The organism is Trueperella bernardiae (assembly GCF_030246965.1).
GTDB classification, from domain to species: Bacteria; Actinomycetota; Actinomycetes; order Actinomycetales; family Actinomycetaceae; genus Trueperella; species Trueperella bernardiae.
The window spans coordinates 807,724-831,736 of the sequence record NZ_CP127099.1 but is presented as its reverse complement, the minus strand read 5'-3'; the positions used below and the strand labels follow the sequence as shown (position 1 = coordinate 831,736).

The following is a 24,013-nucleotide window of genomic DNA, read 5'->3' as shown; positions in this document are numbered from 1 at the left end:
GATAGCCGCTCGCCGCCACCCTGTGAGGGACGCACGCGGAGTAGAACGCGCCACGAAGCGCATTCGGGCAAAGAAAAAGGCCGGCTCGCGCCGGCCCCCGCGAACGAGTGTTATACCCGGTTCGTTTCGTCAATGACAGTAATGGCCACCTTCTCCAAGGCTGGCATGTGCCTGCGCCAGTGATGGGCACAGAACTGAAGCTGACCCGACGGCAACTCCACACGGACGTAGGCCTGTGCGTTGCAGGCATCGCAGCGGTCAGCGGCGGTTAGCACGGGAGTATCAAGTATTGCGTTCACACTACGATCAAAGCACGTCGCGCCCGCATTATTCCTCTTATCTCACCCACGTTCGCCTGCGGCCTAAAGGCGGTGTGGAACAATGGTGGCCATGACTTCCTTCGCCGTTGTCGACGTCGAGACCACCGGGCTCGACCGCCGCGCCGACCGCATCGTCGAAATCGCGGTCATCCTCCTTGACCGCAACCTAGTCGAGGAAGGGCGGTGGCAGAGTCTCGTCAACCCCGGCCGCGCCACCTCCGCGGTGGAGATCCACGGCCTGACCGACGCCGCGCTCGCAGGCGCTCCGCGCTTCGCGGAGATCTCCGGGCGGGTGCTCGAGCTGCTGGCCGGGCGGGTGCTCGTGGCCCACCACGCCGCCTTCGAACGCGCCTTCCTCAGCCGCGAGCTTGCGCGGGCCGGGTACGACCTTGGCCTCGACGAGGGGGCGTGCGTGTGCACGATGGACCAGTCACGCATATACCTGCCCCCGGGATCGCATTCGCTGCGCGGGGTGGCCAAACGGCTCGGACTGCCGCCCGCACCGCGCCACCGCGCCATGCACGACGCCGAAACCTGCGCCAGCCTCCTACGCTACTACGTGGAGTTCGAACAGCGCGGCCAGCGCTACACTGACACGGCCACGAACCGCGACGGCGCCCCCGTCTACCCCGCCCAATGGGAACGCGCCCGGTGCTGGGCGCCCATCAGCTAGGCGTCCTACTCCAGGCGCGTGATGCTGGGCGGCCCGGGCGGCCCCGGCCGTTACTCCAGGTAGTCGCGCAACACCTGCGACCGCGACGGGTGGCGCAGCTTAGACATCGTCTTCGACTCGATCTGGCGGATACGCTCGCGCGTGACCCCGTAGACCTTGCCGATCTCGTCCAAAGTCTTCGGCTGGCCGTCGGTGAGGCCGAAGCGCATCGAGACCACGCCGGCCTCGCGCTCCGAGAGCGTGTCAAGTACCTGGTGGAGCTGCTCCTGCAGGAGCGTGAAGCCCACCGCGTCGGCCGGGACCACGGCCTCGGAGTCCTCGATGAGGTCGCCGAACTCCGAATCGCCGTCCTCACCCAGCGGCGTGTGCAACGAGATCGGCTCGCGGCCATACTTTTGCACCTCGATGACCTTCTCCTCGGTCATGTCGAGCTCGCGTGCCAGCTCCTCGGTAGTGGGTTCGCGCCCGAGGTCTTGCAACATCTGGCGCTGGACGCGCGCGAGCTTGTTGATGACCTCAACCATGTGCACCGGGATGCGGATCGTGCGGGCCTGATCGGCCATCGCGCGCGTGATCGCCTGGCGGATCCACCAGGTTGCGTACGTGGAGAACTTAAAGCCCTTGGCGTAGTCGAACTTCTCCACCGCGCGCACGAGGCCAAGGTTGCCTTCTTGGATGAGGTCCAGGAAGAGCATGCCGCGTCCGGTGTAGCGCTTGGCGAGCGAGACTACGAGGCGCAGGTTCGCCTCGAGCAGGTGATTCTTGGCGTTGCGCCCGTCGCGGGCGATGATCTCGAGCTCGCGGTGGTACTTGCGGTCCTCAATCTCCGTGGTGTCGAGGATGTGTTGGGCGAACAGGCCCGCCTCAATGCGCTGGGCGAGCTCGACCTCCTCGGCCGCGTTCAACAGGGGCACCTTACCGATCTGCTTGAGGTAATCCTTGACCGGATCGGCGGTAGCACCCGCCACGAGTACGCGTTGGGCCGGCTCGTCGGTATCGTCCGAATCCTTGACGACGAACGCGCCCTTGGACGTCTTGGCCGCCTCGGCGGTAATGACCACCGACTGGTCGGCCGACTCGTCTTCTCGCTCCTCGTCTTCGCCCTCCTCGTCCTCGCCGGAGTCCTCGTCCAGGTCGTCATCGAGCTCAAGCTCGTCGAGGTCCTCATCATCCAGGTCCTCATCGAGTTCCTCGTCCGTCTCCGGCTCATCCGGGGAGGCTGGGCTCTCCTCGGGCTCGTCCTCGTCCTCCACCTTCGGCTCGACCGCGGCCTTGGCCGGGGCGGCGGCGAGAATAGCCTCAACCAGCTCGGCCTTGCGCAGCTTCGAGGGGCTCTCCACGCCCAGCTCGGTGGCCTTCTCACGCAGCTCGCCCACCTTGAGTTTGGACAGCTCGGCGGGTGCGGGCTGGGTGGCCTGCTCGTCAGCGGCAGTCGCCTTGGCGGACGCTTCCTTCTTGGCGGCCTGCTTGGCAGCAGGTGCCTTCTTGGCGGGAGTCTCCGCCTTCGCGGGGCCGTCCGTGCCGGCAACCTTTCCGGGCGCCGCGGCGGTAATCGCCTCAACCAGCTCCGCCTTGACCGCACGCGAGTTCAACTGAAGCCCGAGCTCCTTTGCGAGCGCGCGTAGCTCGGCGACCTTCATCCCCGGCAACGCAGCGACATCGACTGACACCTCTCTGGTAGAAGAGGGGGTAACAGCTTGAGACTTTGATGCGGCCACATGCAACCTTTCGTAGTACAACTCGCCCATTATAGCGGTAATCGTGACGAATCATGATTCCGCGCTTAAGGTCAACGCACGCGTGGCCTAATTATTCCCCTCAGCGCCCTGCTCGCGGACCACGAGCACAGAGCACGGGCACTCGAGGAGGAGCTTTTGGATTTGCGAGCCGAGCCTGAGCTTTCCGCCGGCGGGCTTGTGTGCGAGCGAGACGACGACGAACGAGGACTCCTCGCGCGCCAGCTCCGAGATCTGCGTGGCCAGGTCGGTCTCATCGACCCGCACGTCGATCCTGAAGCCGATGTCGGCTCCATCGAGCCGGTCGGTCAGCTCATCGATCTCCGAATCGATCTCTTCCTGCTCGAATTCGCCGATTGGGCGGCGCAGGAGGGCGATGAGCGGTTGATCTTCGCGCCTGCACAGCCTGATGGCACTACTCAGCGCGTCGTCGCGTCCGCCGTGACTGACAGGAACAATAACCGCCATATCGCCCCTCCTTATGTCGGATTTATTCTCAAATGTACACGTTTATTCAACCCCGTTCCAAGACGGCTCACGCTCTCTCACGAGCTTAAGCGGGTAGTCCTTGGGCGAGGGCAGATTGACGTGGAGCGCGTGCATAACGAGCTTGGCCAGCGGGTACGTGTAGTCCGATCCGATCGCCAACACGGCGTTCATCAGCGCCCGATCTGTGTCTCCTTGCCACCAGGAGAGGTAGCCGGCCATGGCGGCGGGCGCCGGTTCGGCGTCGTCGGAACGCTCCGCTAGGTATTCGAAGAGGTCGATCATGATCCCGATGCGCTCGGGCGCGGGCTCTCGAACGGCGCTCAGCTTCTTCATGAGCTGCTGGGCCGAGATTCCTCCCATCTTCACCGTGCCCTTGTCCACACCGAAGAGGATGAGCTGGTCGCGTAGCAGGATGTCGTGCATCGCGGCGATGAGCTGACCGGCCGTCTCCTCGCTTCCGATCGCGCTTGCGGGGTCTGCCCCGGCGTCGAGCGCGTCGAGAACGCCCTGCCACAGCTTCACTCCGCGCCGCTTGCCTCCCTTCCAGGCGCGCGCGGCGGCTACGGCGTCACGACGCTCGGGCCACTCCAGGCGCATCCGCTTCTGCGGCGGCTCCCTGCCCGCAGGCGCGTTGCCGTCGAAGACGGCCTGGGCGACGGCGGGGGCAGCCTCGAGTTCGGCGAAGGGCATAACGAGATCCTCGGCGCACAGGTCCTCCCAGGTGCCGTGGCGGGCGTCGAGGCAGGCGGCCCACGAGTCGTAGTCGGTCATCCCCACCGTGACGCAGCCGTCGCCACCCGTGCGCATGTTGATCAGTTGCTGGCAGGCAAGGCCCACCGTGTCGAGGATGTCCACCGAATCGCGGTCATCGAGCATGGTGTGCAGGTCGGAGCCGTACCAGCCGATGTAGAGGTCCTTGACGCAGAACGTGTCGACGAATTCGAGTGCGACGTCGATGATGCCCGCGTGCACCCTGGGGGCATCGACGCGAGCGACGGGCCCGCCCACCCTTCCGTGGATTCCAGTCAGCGCCACAAGGACCACGGATTCCTTCGGTTTGAAGCCGAAGAGGTAGGGGAAGAGGGCGAGCATTTCATGGGGGTGATTGAGTCGTATTCTTTCCATGACGCAAGTATTGCGAACGCCCTGCGTAATCCTTGCCGTGTATACCCACAAATGTGGATAGGGTGTACGCGAAGCGCGGATGTGGTTAACTTTCGCCCTTGCCGATAGGCTCAGGGCATGGAGAGTTTTAGCTCGGCTGTCTCGCACAGCCTCATCCGCGCGCTTGACGAATCTGCGCCCTTTATCGACGACCCCGCCGCCACCTGCCACTGGCGGGAGTTCCTCGCCCCGGCCCGCACGCTCGCCGCGTCCGGTAAGCGTACACGCGCCCTCCTCATCGCGGCCGGCCACGAGGCCTTCGGCGGGGATGGCCGCCCCGTCTACGCCGGCACCGCGGCCGAGCTCTATCAGCTCTCCGCCCTCGTCCACGACGACATCATCGACGAATCTCACACCCGCCGCGGCGCACCCGCCTCACACCGCGCCTTCAGCGCCACGCACGCCGACCTGGGCATGATCGGCCAGGCCGAGGACTTCGGGGCCAAAGCCGCGATCTTGCTCGGCGACTTCCTGCTCTCCCTCGCGGCACTCGAGATTGACCGGGCAGAGGCCGCCGACGCCGCAGCGCTTTCCCGCGCCCGTACGCTCTTCCACGAGATGACGGCCGAGACCGCCTACGGCCAGTACCTTGACTTGCGCGCCGAAACCACCCCCCTGCGCGACGACCTCGGCACCGCACTGGACGAGGCCCTCCTCGTCCTACGCCACAAGTCCGCCCGCTACTCGGTGGAGCTGCCCCTCATGATCGGTGGCGCGCTCGCCGGGGCCTCCCCCGCCGATATCGACGCCCTCTCGGCTGTCGGCCGCCCACTCGGCATCGCCTTCCAATTGCGCGACGACGAGCTCGGCATCTTTGGCAGCCCCAACCAGACCGGCAAACCCGCCGGAGGCGACCTCCGCGAAGGTAAGCACACCGCCCTCCTCGCGCTCGTACGGGAGATGGCCAGCGACGCCGACCGCGCCCTGGTCGACGGGGCCCTCGGGCGCGACCTCACCGAGGCCGACGTCGAGGCGGTGCGTGACATCGTGCGCTCCTCGGGCGCGTTCGCTGCGCACGAGCAGATGATCCGGGACTACGAGGAGCAGGCGCTAGCGGCGGCCGACGCCCTGCCCGAGGCACCCCTGCTGCGCGCAGCGATGAGCAGCCTCGAAGAGCGGCGCTCCTAGCACTTAGCCGAGCCCCAAGATGACGCGGCGCACGGCCCTGTGATGGCCGGCGCGTAGCGCGTCGATCGGCGCTACCCCCAGCTCCGACTCGTCGGTGTGGAGCCAGGCGAAGGCCTCCTCCTCGTCAAAACCGCGGTCGGCGAGCATGGTAAGCGTGCCGTGAAGCGAAGGCAGGGCGACGTCGGCGCCATCCTTGGTTGCGATTTGGTCAACGCTGATCATGAGCGCGCGATTGGGCCCGCGCCGCACGGCGAGCAGCCGACGGTCGTTTAGCATTGTGCGCACGTCCTGCTGGCGAATTCCCAGCCGATGGCCGACTTCTGGCACTGACAGATACTCAAGGTCGTCAAACACGCGCACAATATAGCCCACTTTTCAAAATTTGGGTGGAAACACGCCGCCGAGTCGACTAATGTCTCAGGTGAATCATTAATAACATTCTTACCACTTTGCACATATGTCACATGTGCAAAGCCCTAATGGAGGTTCCATGTCCTCATGGCTTCGGCGCTCCGGTGCCGCGCTCGTAGCAACCACGGCCGCCACGTTCATCACACCCGTCGCACAAGCGGCCACCGCTCCGGCCCCGCAAGCCCCGGTCTTTAAGACCCCGGTCTTCAAGGACCCCGAGATGACTTATCAGGTCAAGCCTGGCGACACGCTCTCCACAATCGCCAAGCGCGCCGGTACCACCATTACCGCGATCGCCCGGGCCAACTCCTTAAATTCGGTCAACCTCATCTTCCCCGGCCAGCAGCTGAAGATTCCCTCGGCCGCACAGGCGGCGGCCCCCGCGGCTCCTGCGGCGCCCGTCCAGTCCGCCCCGGCCACCACGGCCTACGTGGTCAAGGCCGGCGACACGCTAGGCCGGATCGCCTCCGCCCACGGCACCACCGTGGCCAAGCTCGCCGCCGATAACGGCATCGCGAACCCTAACCTCATCCACGTGGGTCAGCGCCTGACGATCGCACCGGCCACGACACCTGCCACCACAGCTCCCGCAGCTAAGCCGGCCACCCCCGCCGCTCCTGCCACCAAGCCCGTCGCCCCGGCCGCCACCACCTACGTGGTCCGCGCGGGCGACACCCTGTCGGGTATCGCGGCCAAGCACGGCACCACGGTCGCCGCACTCGTGGCCGCCAACGGTATCTCGAACCCGAACCGCATCGGCGTGGGCCAGACCCTCGTCATCAGCGGCGCGGCGCAGTCCGCTCCGCAGGCGAACGCCGGCCAGTCGTCGTCGGGAACGCAGACCTCCCGCCCGCAGCTGGTGCAGAACAACTTCCCCGGCTACACGTACGCCGATTCCACGGTCGAGGCCGCGAACGACAACAAGTACGCGCTCATCAGCAAGGCCCAGCCCTCGCGCGCCGAGGTCCAGTCGATGATCGTCAGTGTGGCTCGTGACATGGGGGTCGACCCGCGCCTGGCCCTCGCGCACGCCTTCGTCGAATCCGGCTTTGACGCCACGGCGGTCTCTCCCGCCAACGCGATCGGCGTCATGCAGGTCATCCCGTCCTCGGGCCAGTGGGCCTCCCAGATGGTCGGCCGCAACCTCGACCTGCTCAATCCGTATGACAACGTGGTGGCGGGCGTGTCGATCATCCGCTACCTGCAAAACAATGCATCGAGCTTCGATGAGGGCATCGCAGGCTACTACCAGGGCCTTGGCGGCGTGAAAAAGTACGGCATGCGCTCCGACACCGTCGCTTACGTGGCGAAGGTAAAGGCGGCCATGGCCCGCTTCTAAAGCGAAAGACACGGCCGGTCACTGCCTATGGTAGTGGCCGGCTTTCGCTAAGGTAGGAAGCGTGAAACTTGATCCACTTCTCGGCGAGGTCATTGACGATCGCTACGTAATCAGCGCGCGCATCGCGCGCGGCGGCATGGCGACCGTCTACCAGGCCTCGGACCGGCGCCTGGAGCGCAAGGTCGCGATCAAGGTCATCCACGCCCACTTGGCCGAGCAGCCTGACTTCGTGCGTCGTTTCATCTCGGAGGCGCGCGCGGCCGCAGGCCTGTCCAGCCAGCACGTGGTCGCCGTCCACGACCAGGGGGTGGCCACGCTGCCCACGGGCGATCGTCCCTACCTCGTCATGGAGCTCATGTCCGGGCCGGACCTGCGTTCGGAGCTCAACACCTACGGCTCGCTCCCCCTCGGCATCAGCCTTGAGCTGACGCGCCAGGTGCTCGAGGGCCTCGCGGTTGCTCACGACGCCGGCATCATCCATCGCGACATCAAACCCGAAAACGTCCTGCTCACCGAACCACTGGAGACCACCGCACTCGAGCCGCGCTTCCAGGCCAAGCTCACCGACTTCGGCCTGGCCCGCGCCGCCACCGACGCCACCTCCACGCACACGAATTCGATGCTGGGCACCGTGGGCTACGTGGCCCCGGAGTTCATCTCGGATGGCACCACGTCCAAGACGGCCGACATCTACTCGGTGGGCGTCATGCTCTATGAGCTCATCGCCGGCCAGTTGCCCTTCCGCGGCGAGACCGCGATGAACGTCGCGTTCAAACACGTCAATGAGACGATGCCGCGCCTGTCCGACCAGGCCGACTGGATGCCCGCCACCGTCGACTCCCTCATCGCGCTCTTTACCGCCAAGAGCCCCTCGAAGCGCCCGGTCAATGCCCGCGCCGCGCTCGACGCGCTCACCGACGTCATCGCCTCCCTCCCGCAAGAAACGCTCATCCGTCGCATCCCCGTCTTCCCAGCCGAGTCGGCGCGGGTACCCTCCGGTGGCACGTCGGTGTTGCCCGCCGACGCCGTAGCCCCGGTCGCGTCCAAGGCTCCGGCTCCCGGCGGCTCGCGTTCGGACGCGTCGCCCGAACGCGAGCCGGCCGACGACGCCCTGCCGGCGTCCATCCCGCCAGCCATGTCGCACACTGCGGTGCTCGAACGCCGCCACGACACGGAGGTCAGCCAAGACAGGCCGCGCCGTCGGCGCTGGCCCGTCCTGCTGTTGCTGCTCATCGCCCTCATCGGGGGCAGCGCCTACGGGCTGTGGTGGTACTACGCGGAGGGCCCCGGCCTGCGAGTCAACGTCCCCAACGTCATCAACCTCGCCCAGGCCGACGCCGAGGCCGCGCTCACGAACGCCGGCCTCACCTACGAGGTCACGGAGGACTATTCCGACGACATCGAGGCCGGATCCGTCATCAGCGTGGATCCCGACGTCGGCGAGCCGATCCACCCCTCCCAGCCCGTCACTATGGTCGTCTCGCTCGGGATCGAACACGTGGTCGTACCGGACGTCGCCGGCAAGACCCAAGATGAGGCAAGCACGATCCTGCAAGACGGCCGCCTCACCCTCGAGGTCACGGAGGCCTACTCGGAGACCGTGCCCGCGGGCACGGTCATCTCGCAGTCGCCCGAGCCCGGCCAATCCGTGCCTCACTCAAGCCTGGTGCAGCTCACCGTGTCCAAGGGGCGCGAACCCATCTCGGTACCTGACCTCACCCGCGACAAGCTGGACTCGGCCAATGCCCGCCTCGAAGAACTGGGCCTGACCAGCACGGTGACCGAGGAATTCTCCGACACGGTGGAGGCCGGCGTCGTCATGACCCAGGAGCCCGTAGCGGGCGAATCGCGCTACCGGGGAGACTCCATCGCGCTCACGGTCTCCAAGGGCCCTGAACTGATCGAAGTGCCCAACGTGTTTGGCAAGCAGGAGGGCGAGGCCACGCAGATCCTCGAAAACGCCGGATTCGTGGTCGCCTACGACCGCTTCCTCGGAGGCTACTTCGGCACCGTGCGAGCTCAGTCGCCCGGCGCGGGCGAGAAGGTCAAGCCCGGCTCGGTCATCACGATCACGATCGTCTAGCGCCCAGGCGTCCGAGGCGCGCCCTGCGCTAGAAGTCCTCGCGCAGGATCTCAGAGACGAGGAAGGCCAGCTCGAGGGACTGCTGATGGTTGAGGCGCGGGTCCACGAGCGTCTCGTAGCGCTCGCCCAGCTTGGCCTCCACGATCGCCTCGGAACCGCCGAGCACCTCGGTTACGTCGTCGCCCGTGAGCTCGATGTGCAGGCCACCAGGGATCGTGCCCAGCTCGCGATGGACACGGAAGAAGCCGCGCACCTCGTCCAACACGTCGTCGAGCCGGCGGGTCTTGAAGTCCCCCACCGAAATCGTGTTGCCGTGCATCGGGTCGCACATCCAGGTGACCGGCCGGCCGTCGTCGCGAACCGCGTCGATGATCTCGGGGAGCTTATCCCCCACCTTCTCAGCCCCAAGCCGCGTGATGAAGGTCAGCCGGCCCTCCTTGCCCTCCGGGTTGAGCTTGTCGATGAGCGCGCGGATCTCGTCCGTGGTGGCGTTCGGGCCAAGCTTGACCCCGATCGGGTTTTGGACGTGCGAGAGCATCTCCACGTGCGCGCCGTCCGCATCGCGCGTGCGCTCGCCGATCCACAGGAAGTGCGCGCCCGTGTTATAGGGCAGGCCCGTGCGCGAATCGATGCGGGTCATCGCGTCCTCGTAGTCAAGCAGGAGCGCCTCGTGCGAAGAGTAAAAATCAACCGTCTTCAGCGAATCGGTGTAGGCTCCGGCGGCGCGCATGAACTGCATCGCCCTATCGATCTCGCGTGCCATCGCCGTGTAGCGATGATAGGCGGGGTTCGCGGAAAAACCGCGGTTCCACTCGTGGACCTTCGCCAGGTCCGCAAAACCGCCGCCCGTGAAGGCGCGGATCAAGTTGAGGGTGGCCGCTGAGTGCTGGTAGGCCTCTACCAGCCGGTGCGGGTCGGGCGTACGCGCCTCAGGGGTGAAGGCATACCCGTTGACGGCGTCGCCCATGTAGGAGGGCAGCTCCAGCCCGTCGCGGCCCTCCATCGGGTTCGAGCGCGGCTTGGCGTACTGACCGGCCATCCGGCCCAGCTTCACCACCGGCACCGACGCCGAGTAGGTCAGCACCACCGCCATCTGCAGGATCGTACGAATCTTCGCCCGGATCCTGTCAGCCGTGGCGTCCACGAAGGATTCGGCACAGTCCCCGCCCTGGAGCACGAACGTCTCACCGCGGGAGGCTCGCGCCATCTCCGCCGTGAGGGAATCGGCCTCGCCCGCGAAGATGAGCGGGGGCAAGGAGCGCAGATAGTCGACCGTGGTGCCAAGAAAATCCGCGTCCGGGTAGGCCGGCTGGTGCTTGGCCGAGCGCTCCTTCCATGCCGACAGGAGCTCGCGGGTCATCTCATCTGCATCTTCGAACATAGAACGATTCTAGGCATAAACCGCCCCGGCGCGAATCTGGTCCGGCACACGGAAGGCAGGGAGCGCTCGCTCCCCGCCTTCTATGAGTTGCTCAGCCGTTACTCGGCCGTGGGCTGGGGCTCCCAGTCCTGGCCGATGGCCTCCATGAGCTCCGTGAACCACGGCTGGGTCACGTCGAAGGCCTTGTGGCCCGCGATGCGCGTAAAGTCGATCGTGGTGAGCACGTCGCCGTTCTCCTCGTCGTGGCCGACCACGCCGGAGACGCCCTTGATCGCGGACTCGACCGCGAGGTCGCACATCTGGCCGATCAGCTCCAGGTCACGCTCGTTCGACTTCGCCGAGCGGGAGAAATAGCCCGACTTCTGGACCATGACCTTCTCCGCGCCGATGATCTTGGAGAACTTCTTCGCAAACCACTCGCCGGGGTTAATCGTGTCGAGCTTGACGTGGCCGAACGGATCACGCTCCACCTCGCCGCCGTCCTCGAGGATCTCCTCGACGATCTCCTTCACGCCAGCGCCCTCGGAGAGGAAGATGTTGACGTTGCCCTGCTCGTCCATGATCTTGCGCAGGCGGGAGCCCTCGACGTCGAGGTCGAAGGTGATCTCGGGCAGGTAGAGCGCGTGGATGTCCCAACGCTCCTTCGACAGGCCGGCCGAGGGCACCCAGTCCTGGGCCTCGAGCCACTCACGGTAGTAGCGGCTGGTCTCCGCGGCGAGGTAGCCGCAGCCGCGGCCCATGATCTCGTGGATGATGAGCATGCGCGGGTTGACTCGGTGCTCGCCCACGATGTTCTGGGCAAACAGCGCGCCCTGCTCGGCCGCCGAGTAGGCGCCCAGCGAGTGGCGGATCGGGACGATGTCGTTGTCGATCGTCTTGGGCAGGCCCACCACGGTCAGCTCGTAATCGTGCTCGTGGAGGTAGGCGGCAAGATCGGCGGCCGTGGTGTTCGTGTCATCGCCACCGATCGTGTGCAGCACGTCCACGCCATCCTTGCGCAGCTGCTCGGCCGCCACCTCGAGGGCGTTCTCGCCGGGCTTAATGAGGCCGCGATCCACCAGGTTCTGGGAGTTGGTGAGCTTGACCCGGGAGTTACCGATCGGCGAGCCACCGAACTTGGTGAGGATGTTGGCCTTGGCGCGCGCCTCGTCGTCGAACACCACGAAGTTGCCCGTGAGCAGGCCGTGGTAGCCGTGCTGGTACCCGATGATCTCGGCGTCGGGAAGCTCCTTGGTGTAGCGCTCGATGAGGTCACCCACGGCGGTGGAGAGGCAGGGGGCGTATCCTCCTGCGGTCAGCAGTGCGATGCGGCGAATAGTCATAGGTACCTTCCTTAACTGAGAAACATGTGCCCGCCACAATCTTAGCGTCAATCGTGAAGCCGGTGCGTGCGCTTGGGCCTAGCCCGTGACGCGGTAGAGTGGGCACATGCGTGAAGAAGATGGCCACGACTGGGATGGCGAGTGGATCAAGCTCCAGCAGGAGATGGAGCGCGGGCCGCGCGAGCAGTTTCGCACGTGGACCCCGGCGGAGGTCGACGACGAGGCCTTCGATCCGGCCGACCTGCCGCCGGCCGAGCCCATCGCGCCTGCCTCTCAGCCCGTGCTATCACGCCTGTTCTTCCTGGTGACCGGCGCCGTCGCAGTCCTCTTCATCCTGGGCGTGGCCGACGTGTTGTACTTCTCGCGCGACTGGTGGATGGTCTTTGGCATGATCGGCCTGGTCTCGGCTGCCGCCGGCGTGTATTTCAGCGCGCCCTGGGCCCACCGCCAGGGCGACGACGGCACCCGAGTTTAATTGTCGGAGCTGGGTTCTAGGCTTGGGGCATGACTGAATTACACCCCGGCCGCTCACTCGACCTCACCCCGCGCCATGCCCATCGCGAGGGCGCTCCCCCGCCCGCGCCCGTCCAGCTCGCGCTCGATGAGCTGGGCCCGTCGTTGTTTGACGTCACCTTCGTGGTAGTGGACCTGGAGACGACGGGCGGGCGGCCCGGCCTCAACTCCATCACCGAGTTCGGGGCGGTCAAGGTGCGCGGAGGGGACGTGATCGAGGAGTTCACTTCGCTCGTCAATCCCCGCGTGCCGATCCCGGCCAACATCACGATGCTGACGGGGATCACGAACTCGATGGTGGCCCTCGCCCCTGACTTGGCCGAGGTCATGGCCGGCTTCCTCCGGTTCGTCGGCACCGAGCCGGCCGTGTTCGTGGCCCACAACGCCCGCTTTGATATCTCCCACCTCAAGGGCGCCTGCAGTGAGCTGGGCTACTCGTTCCCCGCCCACCCGGTGATCGACACGGTCAGGCTTGCACGCAAGGTCTTTACCCGCGACGAGACTCCGAACTACAAGCTCGCCACGCTCGCGCGCGTGTGCGGGGCGGAGGTTCAGCCCACCCACCGAGCGCTTGACGACGCGCGGGCGACTGTCGATCTGCTCCACGCCATCCTCTCCCGCCTGGGCGGGATCGGGGTCACGCACCTGGCCGACCTCATGACTGCCACGGACCCGGTGCCGGCCAAGCGCCGCGCCCGGGCCCACCTGGCCGACGGGCTGCCGCGCGGGACGGGCGTGTACCGCTTCATCGGCCCGGGCAGCGAGGTGCTGTACGTGGGCACGTCGGTCAACGTCTACAAGCGGGTACGCCAGTACTTCACGGCGGCAGAACGCCGGGCACGGATGGCCGAGATGGTCGACCTAGCGGTGTCGGTGGAGGCTACTGCCACCGCCACCCAGCTCGAGGCCAGCGTCCTCGAGGTCCGCCTCATCAACGAACTGGACCCGCCCTACAACCGCAGGTCGCGCCGCTCCGCGCAACGTCCGTGGCTGGCGCTTACCTCCGAGCCCTTTCCGCGCCTCAAGGTCACACGCAAGGTGAGATTCGACCAGTTGGGCCAGGCGCTCGGCCCGTTTGGTAGCGCCAAGCAGGCGAGTCGGGCGGTCGAGCTGTTACAGGCGGCAACGGGCCTGCGCGAGTGTACGCCGCGCCTGCCCGCCACCCCCGACGGGCGCCCGGCCTGCCACCTGCATGAGCTCGGCAAGTGCGACGCGCCCTGCCTCACCGGCGCTCCCCAGGAGCAGGCGGTAGCCGCAGTGAGTAGCGCGCTCGCCGGCAACGTGGCGCCCGCGGCCGCGCACGCCCTGGCCAAGATCCGCTCCCTTGCCGCCGAGGCACGCTACGAGCAGGCGGCCGGCGAACGGGACCGCCTCTACGCTCTGGTCGGCGGGGCGAAGAGCCTCGAGGAGCTACGCAGCCTCGTGGGCAATCCGCGCATCGTGGCCGCGCGCAGGGGCAGGCGCGGCTTCGACGTCGTCGTGATCGACTACGGCATGCTGCGGGCCAGCGCCGCCACCCGGCCGGGCGAAGACCCGGAGGCACTCGGTGCGTGGCTGGACGCGGCCACCGAGCAGCTGCCCGTACCGGAGCTCGCCGCCCACGTCACAGCAGACGAGGTACGCCTGTTGTCCACCTGGCTCATGCACGAGGACGTGCGGCTCATCAAGGTCGCCCGGCCCGAGTTGCTCACGCGCTCGCTCGCGGGCGGCTACGCTGTGGCCCTCCCCCTACTGCCCCAGTCGCGCGCGGAGGAATAATCCCAGGCCACGGCCCGCTAAACTAGACCTATCGATCGAACGAAAAGGAGCACCCATGATCACAGCCATTGTCATGATCGACGCCGAAGTCGATCAGATCCCCGAGGTTGCCGACGCCGTGGCAGGGGTGTCGTCGGTGCGCCAGGTCTACTCCGTGACGGGGGACGTGGACCTCATCGCGCTCGTCACTGTCCCCCAGCACGAGGACCTGGCCCAGGTCATCCCCGGCAACATCGCCAAGGTGCCGGGAGTCAAAAATGTCAAGACCTACCTGGCCTTCCAGGAGTTTTCCAAGGCTGACCTCGAGGCGGCCTTCGACATCGGGCTCGATTAAACACCGCGAAGTCGGGTGTGGGGGTGACGGCAGCGGCCGTCACCCCCACACGCGTATCCGAACTCTCTGGCCCGGTACTCCTTAGCCCCGCGCGCTCTCGGCACGGGCCAGCTCGGCCCAGCGCGTCAGCAGCTCGGAGGCCTTGCCCGAATCGAGGGCATCCTCGGCGATCGCCAGACCGGCGCGCATGCGCGTGACGAAGTCCCCGTCGCCAGGGCGCACGCCCTCGAGCCGCCCGTCGGCCACAATCGCGCCGGCGGCATTGAGGGCCACGGCGTCACGCACCGCTCCCCGCTCGCCGTCCAACACCCGACGCGCGGCGGCCGCGTTGTAGCGGGCGTCCTCACCCCGCAGATCATCCACCGTGGCGGACGCCAGGCCCAAATCGGCCGTGGCGTCCAGGTCATGATAGGTGACCTCGCCGTCGCGAATCTCCCACACCTCGTTCGGCGCGGCGGTGGAGAGCTCGTCGAGTCCGTTCGTGCCGCGGAAGACAAGAGCGCGCGTGCCGCGCCGGGCAAGCACTCCCGCCACCAGCGGCGCCTGCCGCGCGTTCGACACGCCGATCGCGCCTGCCTCGGGCCGGGCCGGGTTGGTCAGCGGGCCGAGCACGTTGAACGCGGTGGGGAGGGCGAGCTCACGGCGCGCGGTGGCCGCGTGCTTCATCGACGGGTGGAACTTGTTGGCGAAGAGGAAGGTGATGCCGATCTGATCAAAGATCCGCTCCACCGCCTCCACGGGCAGGTCAAGGTTAACCCCGAGTTCCTCCAGGCAGTCGGCCGCGCCTGACTTCGAGGAGGAGGCGCGATTGCCATGCTTAACCACCTTGACCCCGGCCGCGGCGATGACCAAGGAGGCCGTGGTCGAAATGTTGACCGTGCGGAGCCGATCGCCGCCGGTGCCCACGATGTCGAGCGAATCCGAGGGCAGGCTGACCGGGGTGGCGTGGGACTGCATCGAGTCGGCAAGCCCGAGGATCTCGTCGATCGTCTCGCCCTTCGTGGCGAGCGCCGTGAGGAAGCCGGCCAGCGACACGGGAGAGGTCTCACCGCTCATCACCTTGTCCATCGCCCAGGCCGTCTCTTCGGCCGTCAGGTCCTGGCGGCTAATGACTTTGGCGGTGATCTCCGGCCAGGTCATCATGAGTTCAGGGTCTCCCCAAGGACATCGGCGACTGCGGCCGAGAGCGCGCGCGCATCGACCGGGTGGTTGAGGATCGCGTTCGGCGCGGACACGCGCGCCAGCCACTCGTCCTGCGGGCGGCCGATGAGCACGATGTAGGGCATGTCTTCCACCAGCTCGTCGCGTACCATTTTTCCAAAGCCAATTCCGCCAAGCTTGGCTGCCTCGCCATCAAGGATGAGCAGATCGAAGTGGTTTTCCTCCACCAAGAGGTAGGCGCCCTCCCAGGTGGCCGCTTCGGTCCAATTGATGGCGGGACCCTTGCCGACGCGGCGCCCCACGGCCCTCATCACATCGTTACGGGTATCGCGGTTATCCGAATACACCAGCACGTCGACCGAGGTCTTGCCAGCGTCCTGAGTCATTTTTACCTCCACTAACTCGGCTCTGAGCCAATACTACCGATTCGTGCCTGTTTCGTAGAACTCATCCACGATCGCCGATCGGGACGAGTTTCGCTGTGCGCGCATATACGGACTTAATACCCACATGGGCCTGTCCGTGCGAGATACTGGAGGGCGTAGACCTCCGCGGCCACGAGGGCCCGCGGGTTCGACGTTGGAGGAAACATGGTGTACACACTGCCCGAACTTGATTACGACTACGCCGCTCTCGAGCCGCACATCTCGGCCAAGATCATGGAGCTGCACCACAGCAAGCACCACCAGGCCTACGTCGACGGCGCCAACAAGGCCCTCGAGAACCTGGCCGCGGCGCGCGAGGCGGGCGATTTTTCCAAGATCAACCAGTTCCAGAAGGACCTGGCCTTCAACCTGGGTGGACACTCTAACCACTCCGTGTTCTGGAAGAACCTCTCCCCGAACGGTGGCGGCGAGCCCGAGGGCGAGCTGGCTGAGGCGATCAACGAGGCCTTCGGTTCGTTCGAGAACTGCAAGAAGCAGTTCACCGCGGTTGCTACCGGCATCCAGGGCTCCGGCTGGGCCGTCCTCGCCTACGACACGATCAGCAAGAGCCTGACCACCTTCCAGCTGTTCGACCAGCAGGCCAACGTCCCGGTGGGCACTTACCCGATCCTCATGCTCGACATGTGGGAGCACGCCTTCTACCTTGACTACCTCAACGTCAAGGCCGATTACGTCAAGGCCGTGTGGAACGTCTTCAACTGGCAGGACGTGGCTGCCCGCTACGCCGACGCGAAGAATGCTACCCTCATCGTCCGCTAAGACGCAATAAGAAAGTGGGGCCCGTGAGGGCCCCACTTTTGTGTCTCGACTAGTTGCCGGCGAGTCTCGATTAGTTGCCGGACGACGCGGCCGGCGCGGCTTCGATCTGCCCGAGGATGTCAATGACGACGGCGTAGGCCGGCGCCGCCGCATCCTCACCGCCCTCGGAGGCCGGGACCTCCACGAGCACACGGGAACCCACCGGGATCCCCGCAAGGGAATCGAAGAAGCTACCCGCGCCGAGTGTCTGCGATTGCGGCCCGTAAGTGCCGTAGGTGACTTCGGAGGCGGAGTTGTCCCAGAAGGACATCGCGTACTGGTCGTAGATCGTGGTGCCTTCGCCACCGACCGGCTCGCCGTTACCACGGGCGATCACGGTCACCACGGGTTCGCCGGTGGGGGCCTCAGCGCCCTCCTTGACCGTAACCGTGACCGGTTCGCCGAGCGCACCCTCGATCTCCACGGGGAGGTCAGCCAGGTCGGCCTGCATCGTGGCGTTCGCATCGCCCGCCTGGTCCACGCCGTATGCGTCGACCAGCTCTATGTAGAACGCGATCGTGTCCGTCTCACCAATGCCCGCCGCCTCGTTGCCACCGCTCGGACCGTAGCCGAGGTCGGAGGGGATGGACAGGATGAGCTTCGAGCCGGCGGTCTGCCCCGCGAGCCCCTGCGTCCAACCCTGGATCACCTTCGACAACGAGAACGCTGCCGGCGCCCCGCGGCTGAAGGAAGAATCAAAGGGCTCCTCCGAGCCCCACACCTGGCCCACGTAGTGGGCCACCACCGTGTCGGTGGCCACGATCTCGCGGCCCTCGCCCTTCTCCAGCACCTCGACCTTCAAGCCCGCGGGCGCATTCGAGTCGGGGAAGGACAGGATCGGGTTCTCCCCCGAATCGTCGAGCGTGGGCATCTGCGTGCCCGGCGTCTGGTTGGCTGACGTGGTGGTCTCCTCCGGCGCCTGCGGATCGGACTCCGAGCTGCAGGCGGCGGCGCCAAAGGCGAGCGCGAGAGCGGTCACACTAGCAAGTACGCGCATTCTTCTCCTCACATAGTTGTTCCCCACCACGTGGCAGGGAACTCTGGTCTCAGTGGAACGACTCTCCGCACGCGCAGGTGCCGTGTGCCTGAGGGTTGTCGATGGTGAAGCCCTGACGCTCGATCGTGTCAGCAAAGTCGATCGTGGCGCCGTCAAGGTAAGGAGCCGACTTGGCGTCCACGAGGACCTCGACCCCGTCGAACTCCGCCACCGCGTCATCGTCGAAGAGACGCTCGTCGAAGTAGAGCTGGTACATGAGGCCGGAGCAGCCGCCCGGCTGAACGGCGATGCGCAGACGAAGGTCGTCACGGCCCTCCTGCTCGAGCAAGGACTTGACCTTGGCTGCGGCGACCTCGGTGAGGGTAACGCCGTGGGTTGCGACGGTTTCGCTCATGAATACCTCCATAAAATAGTGTTCTGGACACACACTACCGCCTCACGCTGGCAGTCTCTATGTTGGCCACGTCCCATTCAGCTGAGCGTGATCGATTGGGCAGGCCTAATCCCAGCCCCAGGTGGAGGCGATCGTGCGCATCGAGGTGGTGACGAGCTGGGGCAGGCGGGACAGGTCGGCGAGCGTGTCCGCGTCGTCGACGAAGCGTTCGGGGCGCATCTCGTAGGCGCCGTGCAGCCCGAGGCGGGGTAGCTCGCCCTTGCGCATGCCTGCGGCGTCACTGAGTACGACGACGGGCACGCCCTGTTCTTCGCCCGAACGGGCGGCCGCGTGGAGCCCCGAGGGCAGATCCACGCCGATGGTTCCCAGCACGTAGACGATGAGGTCGGTTTCCGGGATGTGCCCGGCCACGAGGTGGTCGCCCACCAACGACGTCGATGCCCCCAGTAGCTGCAGCATGAGGCCTAGTCCCCCTCCCGGGCCCGCGTACCCGGCCCGCGGGTCGATATCGGCGCCCACGAGTGAGCGCCGCGTGCTGGCACCCGCGGCCTGACCCAGCTCGTGGATCCACGCGCCCGCCTCGCGTTCGAAGTCCTGGGCGCGGTAGCCGTCGAAGCCACGGGTGGCCCACGCCCGGGCCATCCCGTTGACCCCGAGCAGCGGCAGGTCGGAGGGGTAGGTGACGGTCAGTGCCATATCCCGCAGGGCCGCGCGCGCCGCCTCGAGGGCCGCCCCCAGCCCGTCATCCCCGAGGGCCTCCCCCGCCAGTTCCCCCAGGACCCCGCGGCCGAGGTCGGTGGGGCTCATGAGGTCGGGCAGGTGCACGTGAATGCGCCGGGCGCCGGCATCGCGCAGCGCGAGGAGGTCGGCGCCCAGGAAGGCCGTGGAGCCCTCTGGGCGCCCGTTCCAGGAAAAGGAATCGGCCAGGTCGATCATCGCCCCGCCGTCCCACACCCAGTGCACTCGCCGCTCCGCCCCGGCGCCCACCTCAACCGCCCGGGCGCTCAGGTGGCGCGATTGCACGACGTCGTCGAGCCCCGTGCCCGCGTGGGCTACGGCCGCGCCTTCGGACGTGAGAAGTGCGAGGACGTCGTCGTACGGGCGGACCTCACGCCACGCGGCGCTCGCCCGCTCACACACGGCACGCGGCCCCATCCCGGGGAGGGCGGAGCAGACGAGGGTGACGTGCATCTACTCGCCGAGCCGGGTGAGCAGCAGCGCCTCGGCGGCGATCGCATTACGCCAGTCGCCGATGTGGAGCGACTCGTTGGCCGAGTGGGCGCGCGTGTCCGGGTCCTCGATGCCGGTCACGAGGATCTGAGCCTGCGGGAATTCACGGGCTAGGTCGGCAATGAACGGGATCGAGCCGCCCACGCCGATGTCCACCGGGTCCGTGCCCCAGGCCTCGCCAAGCGCCCACTCCATGAGCTGGGAGGCCTCGCTCTGGCCGGAGGCTTGGAAGGCCGGGCCGCGCTCGTTGATTACGCAGTCCACGTGCGCGCCGAAGGGCGCGTGGGCCTTGAGGTGATCGATGAGTTTCTCGGCCGCCTCGCCCGAATCCTGGCCGGGGGCCACGCGCAGGGAGAGCACGAAGGTGGTGGACGGGGAGATCGTGTTGGAGGTGAGGCGGACGGGGGTGACGTCCATGGCGGTGACGGCGATCGCGGGCTTAGTCCACAATCTCGAGGTGATCGAACCCGAGCCGGCCAGGCGCACGCCCTCCAGTAGGCCCGCATCTGAGCGGAACTCCTCCTCGGGGTAGTCGACCGGCGTGTCGTCGGTGGCGAGCAGGCCCTCGACTGCAACGTCGCCCGCGTCGTTGTGGAGCGTGGCGATCAGGCGCGAGGCGAGGGTGACCGAGTCGAGGACCGGGCCGCCGTACATGCCCGAGTGCAGCGCGTGGTCGAGCGCGGTGACCGTGACCGACACCTGGGTGACGCCACGCAACGAGGTGGTGAGCGACGGCGTGCCCACCTTCCAATTGTTCGAGTCGGCCACCACGATGACGTCGGCGTCGAGCTCGGCCTTGTAGGCGTGCAGGAAGTCGACGAACGTGGGCGAGCCGACCTCCTCCTCGCCCTCGATGAAAAGGGTGATGCCCACGCCCGGGCGCGCTGCGGCGACAGCGGCGAGGTGGGCGACGACGCCGGCCTTGTCATCCGCGGTGCCGCGGCCGTATAGGCGCCCGTCGCGCTCGGTGGCCACGAACGGGTCAGTGTCCCACAGGGCCAGGTCGCCCACGGGCTGGACGTCGTGGTGAGCGTAGAGGACCACGGTGGGCTTGCCCGGTTCGCCCGCGCGCGTAGCGAGGACGGCGGGGCGGCCCGTTCCGGCCTCGCCCTCGACCTGGATGACCCGCGTGTCAAAGCCGAGGCCGCGGGCCTTGTTCGCGATCCACTGCGCGGATTCGGCAAGGGTGGACTGGTCGAAGGAATCGGCGGAGATTGACGGGATGGCGACCAGCTCAGACAGCGCGGCCAGGGAGTCGTTCATTGATTCGTCTACTGAAGAAACTACGTCGTGGTACATACCCACCACTTTAGCGCACACCGTGGCGGGCATAACCGCCGCGGTTTCCAGAAATGTCGGGCCGTGCCGTTAGACTGAACACCAACAGCTCAAAGATAAGGATGGCCGTGTTCGGATCAAAGAAGAGGTCGGATTTGGAAGACTCCTCGCTCTCCACTCCTGTGGAGCCACAGCGCAAGGGCTACACCGCTGCCAAGGGCGCGCCCACGCCTCGGCGTAAGGACGTCGAAGCGCGCAACCGCCGCCCCCTTGTTGCCGACACCAAGTCCCTGTCCAAGGCCGAAAAGCGCCAACGCAAGGCCGAAGAGCGCGCCCGCTCGAATGAACTGTACGAAAAGCAGCAGCAGGCCATGCGCACGGGCGACGAGCGCAACATGCCCGCCCAGCACCGCGGCCCCATCCGCTCCTTCGGGCGCGATTACATCGACGCCGCCGCACCCATCTCTGCATTCTTCATGCCAGCCGCGCTACTCCTGCTCCCCCTCATCCTCTTCCAGGGCCGCTTCCCGCAGATCGTAATCCCCGTAGTGTGGGGCATGTACGTGGTCTTCCTCATCATGCTACTGCACGCCATGTGGGTCAGCCGCCGGGCGAAGCAGGCGGCCATGCACAAGTTTGGCGAGGTCCCCTCGGGCTTCTACCTCCAGATGCTCGGCCGGTGCTTCTACCTGCGCCGCTGGCGCCTGCCCGCCCCGCAGGTGTCACGGGGCGAATACCCGGCGGGCGGCACGCGCGCAGAGATGAAGGGTGCCCGCGGCGCAAAGTCGAAGTAGGCCCTACTTTTCCATCTGGCGCGCGGCCATCGCCGCGGGCCTTGACCACATGAGCCACGCGAAGGCCGCAATCGCTCCGAGGGTCGGCAGGTAGAAGTAGGTGCGCCCCGCCTCGAACCACGGGTTGGAGTAGTGGAAGTCCACCACCAGTCCGGCGAGCGGGGCAAACACGTTAATCCCCCACGCCCCGAAGGCCAGGTAGCGCATGCGCCGGCCGTTGTGCTTGGCGCCGGCGAATCCGAGCACCCAGCACAGGGCGGCGAGGATGGAGGTGACCGCCAGCCCGTAGTGCCCGCCCACCATCGAGTTCGTGGCCGCCACCACGGCCCGCCACAGGAAGATCACGGCCCCAACCCCGAGGGCATAAATGAGGACGGAGGGCCACCCGTGGGCGCGGGTGCGGGTGTCTGTCAGTTCTTGGCTCACGGGCCTCTCCTCAACTCGGTTCGCCTCAGTTTACCCCGCCGCCATCCAAGCCGCGGAGGCCGGGAAAGAAATCTTAGGCTATCGCGACATATACTGGGGCAATGACCAATATTAACTGTCACGAATTCACCCAGGACCTTTCTTGCCACCTCGCGATCCTCGCGTCGAAGGATGGCGAGTCCTACACCCTCGACACGCTCGTTGAGGACGCGGAGTTCACTGGCGGCGTTGTTGCCGCGCTGACCACGCTTCAGCCCGGCGAGGGGGTTGCCCGGCTAGTGAACCCGGCCGATACGAGCAAGCTGGTGTTCGTCGTCGTGAACGGCGATTCTACCCGCGACAAGTTTGGCGAGCTCGCTCGCGCTGCCGCCGGGGTCGATGAGCTGTATGTCGCCTCCCCCGTCGCCGAGGTGGCCGAGGCTGTTGAGGGCGCGCTGCTCGGCGCCTACGTCTTCGACGAGTACAAGGAGCCGAAGAAGGCACCGCTCGGCGCGCTCGTGCTGCCAGAGGCCGATGACGACGCCGTGGCGCGCGGCGAGATCCTGGCCGAGGCGGGCAACCGTATCCGCGACCTTGTCAACCTCGCCCCCAACGATCTCTACCCCGAGGTGCTCGCCCAGATCGCCGAGGACGAGGCGAGCGCGGCCGGCTGCACCGTCACCGTGTACCGGGAGAAGGAGCTGGAGGAGATCAACGCCGCCGGCATCATCCACGTGGGCCGTGGCTCGAAGCGCCACCCGCGCCTGGTGCGCATCGAGTGGGCCCCGGAGGGCGCGCCGGAGGGCACGATCGCGCTGGTGGGCAAGGGCATCACGTTCGACACGGGCGGCTACTCGCTCAAGCCGTCGAATGCCATGACCGAGATGAAGACCGACATGGGCGGCGCCGCCACCGTGCTCGAGGTGCTCGTGGCCGCCGCGCGGCTGGGCGTCAAGCGCCGCATCGTGGGCTGGATGTGCATCGCGGAGAACATGGTCTCCGGTATCGCCGGCCACCCCGACGACGTCATTACCTACCGCAACGGCACCTCGGTAGAGATCAACAACACCGACGCCGAGGGCCGCCTGGTCCTCGCCGACGGCCTGCTCATGGCCAGCGCCGAGGGCAGCGAGACCATCATTGATATCGCCACCCTGACGGGCGCCCAGATGGTGGCGCTCGGCGAGCGCACCACCGGCATCATGGGCACCGACTACGCCAAGACCCTCACCGACCTGGCGGGCGAGGTGGGCGAGGACGCCTGGCACATGCCGCTGCCCGCTCACCTGCGAGAGAGCCTCGACTCGGACGTTGCCGACATGAAGAACTCCGGCTCGCGCTACGGCGGCATGCTGGTGGCCGGCCTGTTCCTCAAGGAGTTCGTGGACGCGCCGAACTGGGCGCACGTGGACATCGCCGGCCCGTCGTTCAACCGCGGCAAGCCCTACGGGGTGATGCCGAAGGGTGCCACCGGCGCCATGCTGCGCACCCTGCTCGCCGCCGTGGAGAACTAGCGGCCCCGGTTCTTCGCCGACCACTCGCGCATCTCGCGCGGGTAACCGGTGCGGGCCACCTCATACAGCTCAATCCCCAGATCGCGGGCGACCTCAGCGGCGTCGGCGATGCTGGGGATTTTGCGTCGGGTCCATTCCCCGTCGCTCGCCACGAGCACGATCGAGCTCGGGTCACGCGAGGTGGCGGCCTCGAAGTAGGCGGCGATCCCCTGGCGGGTGGCCACGAACTCGGTCAGGTGTTCGACCGTTACCTTCTTGGCGCGGCGCTGGGAAAGCGGCCCCTTCTTTTTCGAAAACAACATTCCCCCAGCCTACCGCGCGCCCTGTTGGAGTCACGCGATTGTC

Annotated in this window: 25 protein-coding genes; 10 read left to right on the top strand and 15 right to left on the bottom strand. The window is 66.8% G+C overall.

Annotated features, from left to right (window positions below):
• Positions 1 to 110: 110 nt before the first annotated feature.
• On the bottom strand, positions 111 to 221 hold the full coding sequence (locus QPC17_RS09615) for a DUF7455 domain-containing protein (protein WP_423838576.1): 111 nt from the start codon (positions 219 to 221) through the stop codon (positions 111 to 113).
• Positions 222 to 390: 169 nt separating this feature from the next.
• On the opposite strand from QPC17_RS09615, the gene QPC17_RS03865 reads away from it, so the two are divergent.
• Positions 391 to 993 carry a 3'-5' exonuclease gene (locus QPC17_RS03865; protein WP_062612693.1) on the top strand — a complete coding sequence of 201 codons (603 nt, stop codon included), beginning with the start codon at positions 391 to 393 and terminating at the stop codon, positions 991 to 993.
• A 50-nt stretch (positions 994 to 1,043) separates the two neighbouring features.
• Here QPC17_RS03865 and QPC17_RS03860 read toward each other — a convergent pair whose 3' ends face one another.
• The 3 genes from QPC17_RS03860 to QPC17_RS03850 are packed head-to-tail and all read right to left on the bottom strand — an operon-like array spanning position 1,044 to position 4,343.
• Positions 1,044 to 2,741, bottom strand: coding sequence for an RNA polymerase sigma factor (locus tag QPC17_RS03860; protein ID WP_371440118.1), 1,698 nt, complete (start codon positions 2,739 to 2,741; stop codon positions 1,044 to 1,046).
• Between the two features lie 57 nt (positions 2,742 to 2,798).
• Positions 2,799 to 3,197 carry a universal stress protein gene (locus QPC17_RS03855; protein ID WP_062612325.1) on the bottom strand — a complete coding sequence of 133 codons (399 nt, stop codon included), beginning with the start codon at positions 3,195 to 3,197 and terminating at the stop codon, positions 2,799 to 2,801.
• A 42-nt stretch (positions 3,198 to 3,239) separates the two neighbouring features.
• Complete coding sequence (locus QPC17_RS03850) at positions 3,240 to 4,343, bottom strand: DUF4192 family protein (RefSeq protein WP_082661066.1); 1,104 nt, start codon at positions 4,341 to 4,343, stop codon at positions 3,240 to 3,242.
• A 117-nt stretch (positions 4,344 to 4,460) separates the two neighbouring features.
• Between QPC17_RS03850 and QPC17_RS03845 the strand changes: the two genes are divergently transcribed.
• Positions 4,461 to 5,510 (top strand): polyprenyl synthetase family protein, encoded by a 1,050-nt coding sequence (locus tag QPC17_RS03845; protein WP_285347490.1) that lies wholly within the window; start codon positions 4,461 to 4,463, stop codon positions 5,508 to 5,510.
• A gap of 3 nt (positions 5,511 to 5,513) precedes the next feature.
• On the opposite strand, the gene QPC17_RS03840 is transcribed toward QPC17_RS03845, so the two are convergent.
• Complete coding sequence (locus tag QPC17_RS03840; protein ID WP_244899201.1) at positions 5,514 to 5,864, bottom strand: Rv2175c family DNA-binding protein; 351 nt, start codon at positions 5,862 to 5,864, stop codon at positions 5,514 to 5,516.
• A 136-nt stretch (positions 5,865 to 6,000) separates the two neighbouring features.
• On the opposite strand from QPC17_RS03840, the gene QPC17_RS03835 reads away from it, so the two are divergent.
• Together QPC17_RS03835 and pknB are read left to right on the top strand one after the other, a co-directional pair.
• Positions 6,001 to 7,260 carry a lytic transglycosylase domain-containing protein gene (locus QPC17_RS03835; protein ID WP_285347489.1) on the top strand — a complete coding sequence of 420 codons (1,260 nt, stop codon included), beginning with the start codon at positions 6,001 to 6,003 and terminating at the stop codon, positions 7,258 to 7,260.
• 61 nt (positions 7,261 to 7,321) lie between these two features.
• Positions 7,322 to 9,343: a Stk1 family PASTA domain-containing Ser/Thr kinase gene (pknB, locus tag QPC17_RS03830; protein WP_285347488.1), complete on the top strand. Its 2,022-nt coding sequence runs from the start codon at positions 7,322 to 7,324 to the stop codon at positions 9,341 to 9,343.
• 28 nt (positions 9,344 to 9,371) lie between these two features.
• Here the strand turns inward: pknB and QPC17_RS03825 are convergent, their stop codons facing one another.
• Both QPC17_RS03825 and QPC17_RS03820 read right to left on the bottom strand, forming a co-directional pair.
• Positions 9,372 to 10,724 carry a class II 3-deoxy-7-phosphoheptulonate synthase gene (locus tag QPC17_RS03825; protein ID WP_423838572.1) on the bottom strand — a complete coding sequence of 451 codons (1,353 nt, stop codon included), beginning with the start codon at positions 10,722 to 10,724 and terminating at the stop codon, positions 9,372 to 9,374.
• Positions 10,725 to 10,822: 98 nt separating this feature from the next.
• The gene (locus tag QPC17_RS03820) at positions 10,823 to 12,046 is read right to left on the bottom strand and encodes a pyrophosphate--fructose-6-phosphate 1-phosphotransferase (protein ID WP_062612314.1); all 1,224 of its coding nucleotides are present in this window, start codon (positions 12,044 to 12,046) and stop codon (positions 10,823 to 10,825) included.
• Between the two features lie 106 nt (positions 12,047 to 12,152).
• Between QPC17_RS03820 and QPC17_RS03815 the strand changes: the two genes are divergently transcribed.
• Genes QPC17_RS03815 through QPC17_RS03805 form a run of 3 tightly spaced genes read left to right on the top strand, consistent with a single transcriptional unit; the run spans position 12,153 to position 14,651 of the window.
• Positions 12,153 to 12,521 carry a hypothetical protein gene (locus QPC17_RS03815; RefSeq protein WP_068538355.1) on the top strand — a complete coding sequence of 123 codons (369 nt, stop codon included), beginning with the start codon at positions 12,153 to 12,155 and terminating at the stop codon, positions 12,519 to 12,521.
• Positions 12,522 to 12,550: 29 nt separating this feature from the next.
• Complete coding sequence (locus tag QPC17_RS03810) at positions 12,551 to 14,317, top strand: DEDD exonuclease domain-containing protein (RefSeq protein WP_285347487.1); 1,767 nt, start codon at positions 12,551 to 12,553, stop codon at positions 14,315 to 14,317.
• Positions 14,318 to 14,372: 55 nt separating this feature from the next.
• Positions 14,373 to 14,651 (top strand): Lrp/AsnC family transcriptional regulator, encoded by a 279-nt coding sequence (locus QPC17_RS03805; RefSeq protein WP_062612309.1) that lies wholly within the window; start codon positions 14,373 to 14,375, stop codon positions 14,649 to 14,651.
• A gap of 81 nt (positions 14,652 to 14,732) precedes the next feature.
• Here QPC17_RS03805 and trpD read toward each other — a convergent pair whose 3' ends face one another.
• Both trpD and QPC17_RS03795 read right to left on the bottom strand, forming a co-directional pair.
• Positions 14,733 to 15,794: an anthranilate phosphoribosyltransferase gene (gene trpD, locus QPC17_RS03800; RefSeq protein WP_101923443.1), complete on the bottom strand. Its 1,062-nt coding sequence runs from the start codon at positions 15,792 to 15,794 to the stop codon at positions 14,733 to 14,735.
• Positions 15,791 to 16,198, bottom strand: a complete 408-nt coding sequence (locus QPC17_RS03795) for a response regulator transcription factor (RefSeq protein ID WP_062612305.1) — start codon at positions 16,196 to 16,198, stop codon at positions 15,791 to 15,793. Before QPC17_RS03795 ends, trpD begins: the two co-directional genes overlap by 4 nt.
• A 204-nt stretch (positions 16,199 to 16,402) precedes the next feature.
• Between QPC17_RS03795 and QPC17_RS03790 the strand changes: the two genes are divergently transcribed.
• Entirely contained in the window at positions 16,403 to 17,017 is a 615-nt protein-coding gene (locus QPC17_RS03790; protein WP_285347486.1) for a superoxide dismutase, read from the top strand.
• Between the two features lie 70 nt (positions 17,018 to 17,087).
• Here the strand turns inward: QPC17_RS03790 and QPC17_RS03785 are convergent, their stop codons facing one another.
• The 4 genes from QPC17_RS03785 to QPC17_RS03770 all read right to left on the bottom strand — a co-directional run bounded on the left by QPC17_RS03785 (position 17,088) and on the right by QPC17_RS03770 (position 20,940).
• Positions 17,088 to 18,053 (bottom strand): FKBP-type peptidyl-prolyl cis-trans isomerase, encoded by a 966-nt coding sequence (locus QPC17_RS03785; RefSeq protein ID WP_083200496.1) that lies wholly within the window; start codon positions 18,051 to 18,053, stop codon positions 17,088 to 17,090.
• A 49-nt stretch (positions 18,054 to 18,102) separates the two neighbouring features.
• Positions 18,103 to 18,447 (bottom strand): HesB/IscA family protein, encoded by a 345-nt coding sequence (locus QPC17_RS03780; protein WP_062612299.1) that lies wholly within the window; start codon positions 18,445 to 18,447, stop codon positions 18,103 to 18,105.
• Between the two features lie 105 nt (positions 18,448 to 18,552).
• A complete protein-coding gene (locus QPC17_RS03775) occupies positions 18,553 to 19,638 on the bottom strand; it encodes a hypothetical protein (protein ID WP_285347485.1) in 1,086 nt (361 codons plus the stop codon).
• Complete coding sequence (locus QPC17_RS03770) at positions 19,639 to 20,940, bottom strand: dipeptidase (protein WP_236698627.1); 1,302 nt, start codon at positions 20,938 to 20,940, stop codon at positions 19,639 to 19,641. It abuts the gene before it with no gap.
• A 143-nt stretch (positions 20,941 to 21,083) separates the two neighbouring features.
• On the opposite strand from QPC17_RS03770, the gene QPC17_RS03765 reads away from it, so the two are divergent.
• Positions 21,084 to 21,749, top strand: coding sequence for a DUF3043 domain-containing protein (locus tag QPC17_RS03765; RefSeq protein WP_285347484.1), 666 nt, complete (start codon positions 21,084 to 21,086; stop codon positions 21,747 to 21,749).
• 3 nt (positions 21,750 to 21,752) lie between these two features.
• On the opposite strand, the gene QPC17_RS03760 is transcribed toward QPC17_RS03765, so the two are convergent.
• Entirely contained in the window at positions 21,753 to 22,175 is a 423-nt protein-coding gene (locus QPC17_RS03760) for a hypothetical protein (RefSeq protein WP_062612292.1), read from the bottom strand.
• A gap of 101 nt (positions 22,176 to 22,276) precedes the next feature.
• Between QPC17_RS03760 and QPC17_RS03755 the strand changes: the two genes are divergently transcribed.
• Complete coding sequence (locus QPC17_RS03755; protein WP_285347483.1) at positions 22,277 to 23,668, top strand: leucyl aminopeptidase; 1,392 nt, start codon at positions 22,277 to 22,279, stop codon at positions 23,666 to 23,668.
• On the opposite strand, the gene QPC17_RS03750 is transcribed toward QPC17_RS03755, so the two are convergent.
• Positions 23,665 to 23,970, bottom strand: coding sequence for an oxidoreductase (locus QPC17_RS03750; protein ID WP_285347482.1), 306 nt, complete (start codon positions 23,968 to 23,970; stop codon positions 23,665 to 23,667). The two genes, QPC17_RS03755 and QPC17_RS03750, sit on opposite strands and share 4 nt — an antisense overlap.
• Positions 23,971 to 24,013 lie beyond the last annotated feature (43 nt).

Bases quoted from the DNA above. Each gene is read 5' to 3' on its own strand.
- QPC17_RS03865 (WP_062612693.1), top strand. From the start codon at position 391: ATGACTTCCTTCGCCGTTGTCGACGTCGAGACCACCGGGCTCGACCGC.
- QPC17_RS03860 (WP_371440118.1), bottom strand. From the start codon at position 2,741: ATGGGCGAGTTGTACTACGAAAGGTTGCATGTGGCCGCATCAAAGTCT.
- QPC17_RS03855 (WP_062612325.1), bottom strand. From the start codon at position 3,197: ATGGCGGTTATTGTTCCTGTCAGTCACGGCGGACGCGACGACGCGCTG.
- QPC17_RS03850 (WP_082661066.1), bottom strand. From the start codon at position 4,343: ATGGAAAGAATACGACTCAATCACCCCCATGAAATGCTCGCCCTCTTC.
- QPC17_RS03845 (WP_285347490.1), top strand. From the start codon at position 4,461: ATGGAGAGTTTTAGCTCGGCTGTCTCGCACAGCCTCATCCGCGCGCTT.
- QPC17_RS03835 (WP_285347489.1), top strand. From the start codon at position 6,001: ATGTCCTCATGGCTTCGGCGCTCCGGTGCCGCGCTCGTAGCAACCACG.
- QPC17_RS03825 (WP_423838572.1), bottom strand. From the start codon at position 10,724: ATGTTCGAAGATGCAGATGAGATGACCCGCGAGCTCCTGTCGGCATGG.
- QPC17_RS03820 (WP_062612314.1), bottom strand. From the start codon at position 12,046: ATGACTATTCGCCGCATCGCACTGCTGACCGCAGGAGGATACGCCCCC.
- QPC17_RS03815 (WP_068538355.1), top strand. From the start codon at position 12,153: ATGCGTGAAGAAGATGGCCACGACTGGGATGGCGAGTGGATCAAGCTC.
- QPC17_RS03810 (WP_285347487.1), top strand. From the start codon at position 12,551: ATGACTGAATTACACCCCGGCCGCTCACTCGACCTCACCCCGCGCCAT.
- QPC17_RS03805 (WP_062612309.1), top strand. From the start codon at position 14,373: ATGATCACAGCCATTGTCATGATCGACGCCGAAGTCGATCAGATCCCC.
- trpD (WP_101923443.1), bottom strand. From the start codon at position 15,794: ATGATGACCTGGCCGGAGATCACCGCCAAAGTCATTAGCCGCCAGGAC.
- QPC17_RS03795 (WP_062612305.1), bottom strand. From the start codon at position 16,198: ATGACTCAGGACGCTGGCAAGACCTCGGTCGACGTGCTGGTGTATTCG.
- QPC17_RS03790 (WP_285347486.1), top strand. From the start codon at position 16,403: ATGGTGTACACACTGCCCGAACTTGATTACGACTACGCCGCTCTCGAG.
- QPC17_RS03785 (WP_083200496.1), bottom strand. From the start codon at position 18,053: ATGCGCGTACTTGCTAGTGTGACCGCTCTCGCGCTCGCCTTTGGCGCC.
- QPC17_RS03780 (WP_062612299.1), bottom strand. From the start codon at position 18,447: ATGAGCGAAACCGTCGCAACCCACGGCGTTACCCTCACCGAGGTCGCC.
- QPC17_RS03775 (WP_285347485.1), bottom strand. From the start codon at position 19,638: ATGCACGTCACCCTCGTCTGCTCCGCCCTCCCCGGGATGGGGCCGCGT.
- QPC17_RS03770 (WP_236698627.1), bottom strand. From the start codon at position 20,940: ATGAACGACTCCCTGGCCGCGCTGTCTGAGCTGGTCGCCATCCCGTCA.
- QPC17_RS03755 (WP_285347483.1), top strand. From the start codon at position 22,277: ATGACCAATATTAACTGTCACGAATTCACCCAGGACCTTTCTTGCCAC.
- QPC17_RS03750 (WP_285347482.1), bottom strand. From the start codon at position 23,970: ATGTTGTTTTCGAAAAAGAAGGGGCCGCTTTCCCAGCGCCGCGCCAAG.